A 6304-nucleotide genomic window follows, 5' to 3' on the forward strand; every position below is an offset into this window, starting at 1 on the left:
GTTGCGGGCTTTGCCAAGGCGGCCAGCCTTGGCAGCAGCCCGCGCCTTGCGCTGCATCCCTCTGCCACCCCGGCGCACAGCCGATTTCTCGGTTTCAGTGGACTAATGCTTTTGCGAAGGGCTGCCCGCCATGACCGATGCCACCGCCTTGGTGCGCGCCAGCTACGAGGCCTATGTCCGCAAGGACCGCGAGGCCCTGGAGGCGCTGATCGACGAGGACTTCCATTTCTCCAGCCCGCTCGACAACCGCATCGACCGCGCCACCTACTTCGCGCGCTGCTGGCCCAACAGCGAGGGCATCAGCGGCTTCCAGTTCATCCACCTCGTGGAGCTGGGCCACATCGTCTTTGTCACCTACGAAGGCACGCGCCAGGGCGGCGGGCGCTTTCGCAACACCGAGGTCGTGACCACGCGCGGTGGGCGCATCACCGAGGTGGAGGTCTACTTCGGCTGGTCGATCCCGCACCCGGCCCCCGCGGGCGGGTTCACCAACCTCTGATCAGCGGTTGCGCCCTGCCAGCGACACGGCCTGCAGCGACAAGCCGTCGATCTCGTTGGTGATGCCCGACAGCACGTTGGCCACCACCGCGAACTCGCGGCCATGCTGGCCGGCGCGCGCGGCCATGACCTGGGCGTTGAAGCTCACCACCTTGGCTTCGCGCGCCACGGTCTGGATCGAGGCCACGATGCCCGCCAGCTCCTTCATCAATGTGTCGGACTTGGCCTTGCCGATCTGGTCGAAGGCGGTGGTGGCGGTGTTCAGCGCGTCGAGCGCACCATCGGTGATTTCCACCAGGCGGGCCAGCGCTTCCTCCACGCGCGGGCTTTGCCGCTCGGCCAGTTCCAGGGTGCGTTCCACCTGCTGCATGAAGGCATCGATGGTGGGGCCCACGCCAGCGGGGCCCTCGTAGGTGGTGCGGATGCGCTCGCCCATGGCCGCATCGAGGTGGCGCGGCGTGTCCACCAGCCGGGCGTGGCTGTCGCTGAACAGCGCGAGCGAGCTGCGTGCGGCCTTCAGGTGCAGATCGCTGCCCCGGGTGGCCAGCACGGTCTGCAGCACCATGCGCTGCGACAGCATGCGCTGGCGCGCTGCCAGGTTGACCAGCGACATGTCGCCATCGCGTGGTGCCGTGGTGGAGGTGGGCGCGGGCAGGGTTCTGTGGCCGCTGCGGGTGGAGAGGGGATAGGCTGCCATGGTGTGATCCTGTGTGGTTGCCATCGGTTGTCATGGCTCAACTAGCAATACCCGGGCCAATGCCCGGACCGGTGCATGCCGGCTTCTTGCCCTGGGAGTGTGCGCATGCGGGCCGTCACGGACAGGCACGCACGGGCCTTGCGAAGGACTCGCAAGGCGTGCTGGAAGCGGGTCTGGGCGGGTCTGAGAAGGGGACGCGATCAGGCGGCGCGCAGGCCCGCCGGCTGCTGCGGCAGGGCGGCTGCGGCGATGCCCTGCACCACGTCGCCGACCACGATCACGGACGGGCTGGCCAGCCCTTCGCGGCCGATGGTGGCGTGCAGCTCGCCCAGGGTCGTCACGGCGTGGCGCTGGTGCGGCAGGCTGGCGTGCTGGATGATGGCCACAGGCGTGGCCGCCGGCAGGCCGGTGAGCAGTTCCTGCTCGATGGTGGCGGCACCGCTAACGCCCATGTAGATCACCAGCGTGAGCTTGGCGTCGCGCGCCGTGGCGGCGAGCTGGCGCCAGTCGGTGCCGGCATCGCCGGGCTTGGCATGGCCGGTGACGAAGACCACGCCGTGCGCATGCTCGCGGTGCGTGAGCGGTGCGCCCAGCGAGGTCAGGCCCGCCAGGCCCGCGGTGATGCCGTTGATCACCGTGACCGGCACGCCCGCGGCGCGCAGGTGTTCCACCTCTTCGCCGCCACGACCGAAGATGAAGGGGTCACCGCCCTTGAGGCGCACCACGTTCTCGCCCTCGTTCACGGCCATGAGCATGAGCTTCTCGATGAAGGCCTGCGGCGTGCTCTTGCAGCCGCCGCGCTTGCCCACGTGCACGATGCGCGCCGTGGGCGAGGCGAAGGCCACGATGGCGTCGCTCACCAGATCGTCCACCAGCAGCACGGTGGCCGCCTGGATGGCCTTGAGCGCCTTGAGGGTGAGCAGTTCCGGATCGCCGGGCCCCGCGCCCACCAGGGTGCAGGAGCCACCGGTGCCCAGGTGCGGGCGCTGGTTCTGGGGAAAGGTCTCGAAGGGGGTCGTGGGGCGGGTCATGGCTGTGTCTCCGGCATTCCGGCGGTCGCTGTTTGAGCAGTGATGTGCAAGATATGTTCCACCTGCCGCACGAGGGCCGGTGGCACGGGCAATTGCCCGGCGAGCACGCGCCGGGTGTAGTCGGCCGTGGTGGCCACATCGATCTCGGCGGGCAGGCCGGGCACCTCGCTCGCGGTGCCGGCTTCCTGCTCCTGCAGCACATGGTGCACCCCACCGATGAAGGCGTCGTAACGGGGTGTGCGGCGCGGATCGGCCGCCACCTCGCCCTCCAGCCCGCGCGAGAGCAGGGCGTTCATACCCAGGGCGGCGAACGTGCTGTGCAGCATCTCCAGGTATTCGGGGTGGGTGTAGCTGGTGACCACCACCGCGCTGCCGGCGCAGGGGTTCATGAGCTTGACGGCGCTGTGCCCGGCATTGCGCAGGCCCACGGTCTGCCGCACGGCCAGCAGGCGGGCCAGGCCCGGGTGCAGCCGTTCGGTGTGGATATGGGCCACTTCGCCAGCGGCCACCTTGCGCGGGGCCGTGAGCGCGGGGATGTCCAGGGCCTCCAGAACGTCGCAGGCCAGGATGCGCCGCGCCTCGGTGCGCATGCCGTGCAGCAGCACGGGCTGGCCTGCGCGCGCCAGCAGCAGGGCCAGCAGCGGGGTGAGCACGGGCAGCTTGCGCGCACCGTTGTAGCTGGGCAGCACCACCAGCGGGCGGTCGCTTGCAGGCAGCAGGGCCATGCGGGCCTGCGTGGCGTCGAGGAAGCCGCACATCTCCGCGGTCGTCTCGCTCTTGATGCGCATGGCCAGGCAGAAGGCGCCGATCTCCAGGTCGGTCACCGTGCCGTCCAGCACCTGGCCGAACAGGTCCGAGGCCTGCTCGCGCGTGAGGGGCTTGGCACCGCGCGGGCCGCGGCCGATTTCCTTGATGTACTGGCTGATGCCCATGGTGGCTGAAGGCTCTTGGAGTGGGGTTGGGTATTTTCTCGCAAGCCAGCGAACTTTTGGTTATATGGCGGCGATGGCAATGCTTGCAGCCTTGGGCGCCAGGGGGCCGGTGGCGCGCACCATGCGCTTGAGCTCGGGCAGGCAGGAGCCGCAGTTGGTGCCGCAGCGCAGTGCGCCCTGCAACTGGGCCAGGCGCTCGTCGTCGGTGCCGTGGCACTGCGCCAGCCTGCCGGTGATGGCCGCATCGGTGACGTTGAAGCAGGTGCACACGGTCTTGCCACGCGACTGCACCGCGACCGGGGCCTTGGCACTGGGCACGAGCAGCAGGCGGCCGTAGGTCTGCGCGGGCAGCTCTTCCTGCAGCAGGGTCTTGATCCAGCCCTGGGCGCTGGTGTCGCCCGCCAGCACGATGGCTTCGAGCGTCGTGGCGCCATCGTGGCGCTTTGCCAGGCGTGCCGCACGGCGCTGGCCGCGCTTCCTGTCGGCGTAGCGCAGCGTGTCGCTGCCGGCCAGGCCCAGCAGGGTCTCGACGCGCTCGATCAGGGCATCGGGCGGCGCCTCGTGTGCGGCAGCGCGCAGCAGCACGCCGGTGCGCTCGCGGCCGGGTTCCGACAGCGGTGTGTTGTTGCTGAAGGGCACGCAGCTCGCAAAGGGAAAGGCCTCCATCAGCTCCGCAAGGGCCGTGCGCGCCGCCAGGGCGCTGTCGGCCGGCAGCCAGGCCAGGGCCAGCAGCGTCCAGGGCAGCTCGGCCTTGAGGATCTTCACGGCCGCGTGCTTGAGCTCGGGCTGTTTGGACGTGGGGCAGTAGGCCGAGGTGGTCAGTGCATTCACGCCCGACAGGCGCCCGCCCGTGGACGACTGGCCCGAGAGGTATTCACTGCCCCAGTGCATGGCCATGAAGGCCTGCGAGCGGCCGATGGTGGTGTCGGCCTGCACCGGCACGACGATGGAGCCGCGCTTGCTGGTGACATGCACCAGGTCGCCGCCCTGCAGCTGGCGCTGGGCCATGTCGTCCGGGTGCATCTGCACCGAGGGCTCGGCCACATGGCCGAACAGCCGCCCCAGTGTGCCGGTGCGGCTCATGCCATGCCACTGGTCGCGCAGGCGGCCGGTGGTCAGTGCGAAGGGGTAGCGCGACTCGCGCGGCTCGGCCACGGGTTGCCAGGCGTGGGCTGCAAAGCGCGCCCGGCCGTCTGCCGTGGGGTAGATGCCGTCTTCGTACAGGCGGACCTTGCCGGTGCTCGCGCCTTCGGGCAGTGGCCATTGCTGCGGGCCTTTGGCTTCGAGCAGGGCCCACGACAGGCCGGTGATGTCCAGGTCGCGGCCGCGTGTGCTTTCGCGGTGCTCGTTCCACACGGCCTCGGCGCCGGCATCGGCGTCGTCGGTGGCGTAGGGGAACAGGCTGGGGGCGCCGGGGCGCAGGTGCGCCTCCAGTTGGTGCGCGAACTGCACCGCGATGGCCCAGTCGTGGCGCGTCTGCCCGGGGGCGGCCACGGCGCTGCGCACGCGCGAGATGCGGCGCTCGCTGTTGGTCACGGTGCCGACCTTCTCGCCCCAGGTGGTGGCGGGCAGCAGCAGGTCTGCGTACTGCGCGGTGGCGGTGGTGGCAAAGGCCTCCTGCACGACCACGAACTCGGCGCGCTCCAGCGCGCGGCGCACGGTGGCCTGGTCGGGCATGCTCTGCGCGGGGTTGGTGCAGGCGATCCACAGCGCGCGGATCTCGCCATCGGCCGCGGCCTGGAACATCTCCACCGCCGTCTTGCCGGGGCGGGCCGGCACATCGGCCACGGCCCACAGGGCCGCCACCTCGGCGCGGTGCGCGGGGTTGGCCAGGTCGCGGTGCGCACTCAGCAGGTTGGCCAGGCCGCCCACTTCGCGCCCGCCCATGGCGTTGGGCTGGCCGGTCAGCGAGAACGGGCCCGCGCCCGGCTTGCCGATCTGCGCCGTGGCCAGGTGCAGGTTGATCAGTGCGGCATTCTTGGCCGTGCCGCTCGAACTCTGGTTCAGGCCCTGGCAGTACAGGCTGAGCGTGGCCTTGGAGGTGGCGAACCACTGCGCGGCCGTGGCCAGGTCGGCCTCGGGGATGCCGCACACGGCGCTCACGCGCTCGGGCGTGCAGTCGGCCACCAGGGCCTTGAGGGCCTCGAAGCCGGTGGTGTGCGCGCCGATGTAGTCGGCATCGACCCAGCCCTCGCGCAGCATGAGGTGCAGCATGCCGTTGAACAGCATCACGTCGCTGCCCGGCTCGATGGGCAGGAACAGGTCGGCCATGCCCGCGGTGTCGGTGCGGCGCGGGTCGGCGACGATGACCTTCATGCCAGGGTTGGCGGCGCGCGCATCCTCGATGCGGCGGAACAGGATGGGGTGCGCCCAGGCCGCATTGCTGCCCACGAAGAACAGGCACTGCGCGTGCTTCACGTCGTCGTAGCAGGCGGGCGGCGCATCGGCCCCCAGCGTGGCCTTGTAGCCGGCCACGGCGCTGCTCATGCACAGGCGCGAGTTGGTGTCGATGTTGTTGGTGCCGATCAGGCCCTTGGCCAGCTTGTTGAAGACGTAGTAGTCCTCGGTGAGCAACTGGCCGCTCACGTAGAAGCCGACCGCGTCGGGGCCGTGCTGGGCGATGGTATCGGCGAACCGGTGGGCGGCCATGTCCAGCGCGGCGTCCCAGGCGATGGGCTGGGACGCTGCACCGCGCTGGCTGCGGTGCAGGGGGTGGAGCAGGCGGGTCTGCAGGGTGACGGGGCTTGCTGCCGTGAGGTGCAGGGTGGAGCCCTTGGTGCACAGGCGGCCGAAGTTGGCGGGGTGCGTGGGGTCGCCGCGCACGCCGGTGATCTGCGCGCCTTGGGATTCGATGATCACGCCGCAGCCTACGCCGCAGTAGGGGCAGGTGGATTTGGTTTCTGTCATGGGCGTGGTCTTTTTTTGTTGGTGGTTGCGGTGTGCTTGTCGTGAGGGCGGGGGCCGGGGTGTGCGCCCGGCGGCGCAGTAACTTTCTTTTGCTTCGCCAAAAGAAAGTCACCAAAGAAAAGGCGACCCCCAGTCTGCGTCCCCCATCGCCCGGAGGGCGATGGGGGCAGCCTGCGATGCTCGGAGCTGGGGTGGTGCCGCAGAACTCGCTGCGTTCTTCGAACTCCGCTCAAACAGCT

Annotated in this window: 5 protein-coding genes; 1 reads left to right on the forward strand and 4 read right to left on the reverse strand. The window is 70.0% G+C overall.

Annotation, left to right across the window (positions count from 1 at the left end; genetic code table 11):
* The first annotated feature begins 130 nt into the window (after positions 1-130).
* Positions 131-499, forward strand: coding sequence for a nuclear transport factor 2 family protein (locus AC3WOH_RS34670; RefSeq protein WP_492233867.1), 369 nt, complete (start codon positions 131-133; stop codon positions 497-499).
* Here the strand turns inward: AC3WOH_RS34670 and AC3WOH_RS34675 are convergent, their stop codons facing one another.
* The 4 genes from AC3WOH_RS34675 to AC3WOH_RS34690 all read right to left on the reverse strand — a co-directional run bounded on the left by AC3WOH_RS34675 (position 500) and on the right by AC3WOH_RS34690 (position 6065).
* The gene (locus tag AC3WOH_RS34675; RefSeq protein ID WP_492233868.1) at positions 500-1195 is read right to left on the reverse strand and encodes a type IV pili methyl-accepting chemotaxis transducer N-terminal domain-containing protein; all 696 of its coding nucleotides are present in this window, start codon (positions 1193-1195) and stop codon (positions 500-502) included.
* Between the two features lie 200 nt (positions 1196-1395).
* Positions 1396-2226, reverse strand: a complete 831-nt coding sequence (gene cobA, locus AC3WOH_RS34680; protein ID WP_492233869.1) for a uroporphyrinogen-III C-methyltransferase — start codon at positions 2224-2226, stop codon at positions 1396-1398.
* Positions 2223-3158 carry a DNA-binding protein YbiB gene (gene ybiB, locus AC3WOH_RS34685; protein ID WP_492233870.1) on the reverse strand — a complete coding sequence of 312 codons (936 nt, stop codon included), beginning with the start codon at positions 3156-3158 and terminating at the stop codon, positions 2223-2225. Before ybiB ends, cobA begins: the two co-directional genes overlap by 4 nt.
* A gap of 60 nt (positions 3159-3218) precedes the next feature.
* Positions 3219-6065: a nitrate reductase gene (locus AC3WOH_RS34690; protein ID WP_492233871.1), complete on the reverse strand. Its 2847-nt coding sequence runs from the start codon at positions 6063-6065 to the stop codon at positions 3219-3221.
* Between the last annotated feature and the right edge of the window lie 239 nt (positions 6066-6304).

Source organism: Acidovorax sp. FW305-C-20-28 (genome assembly GCF_058783375.1).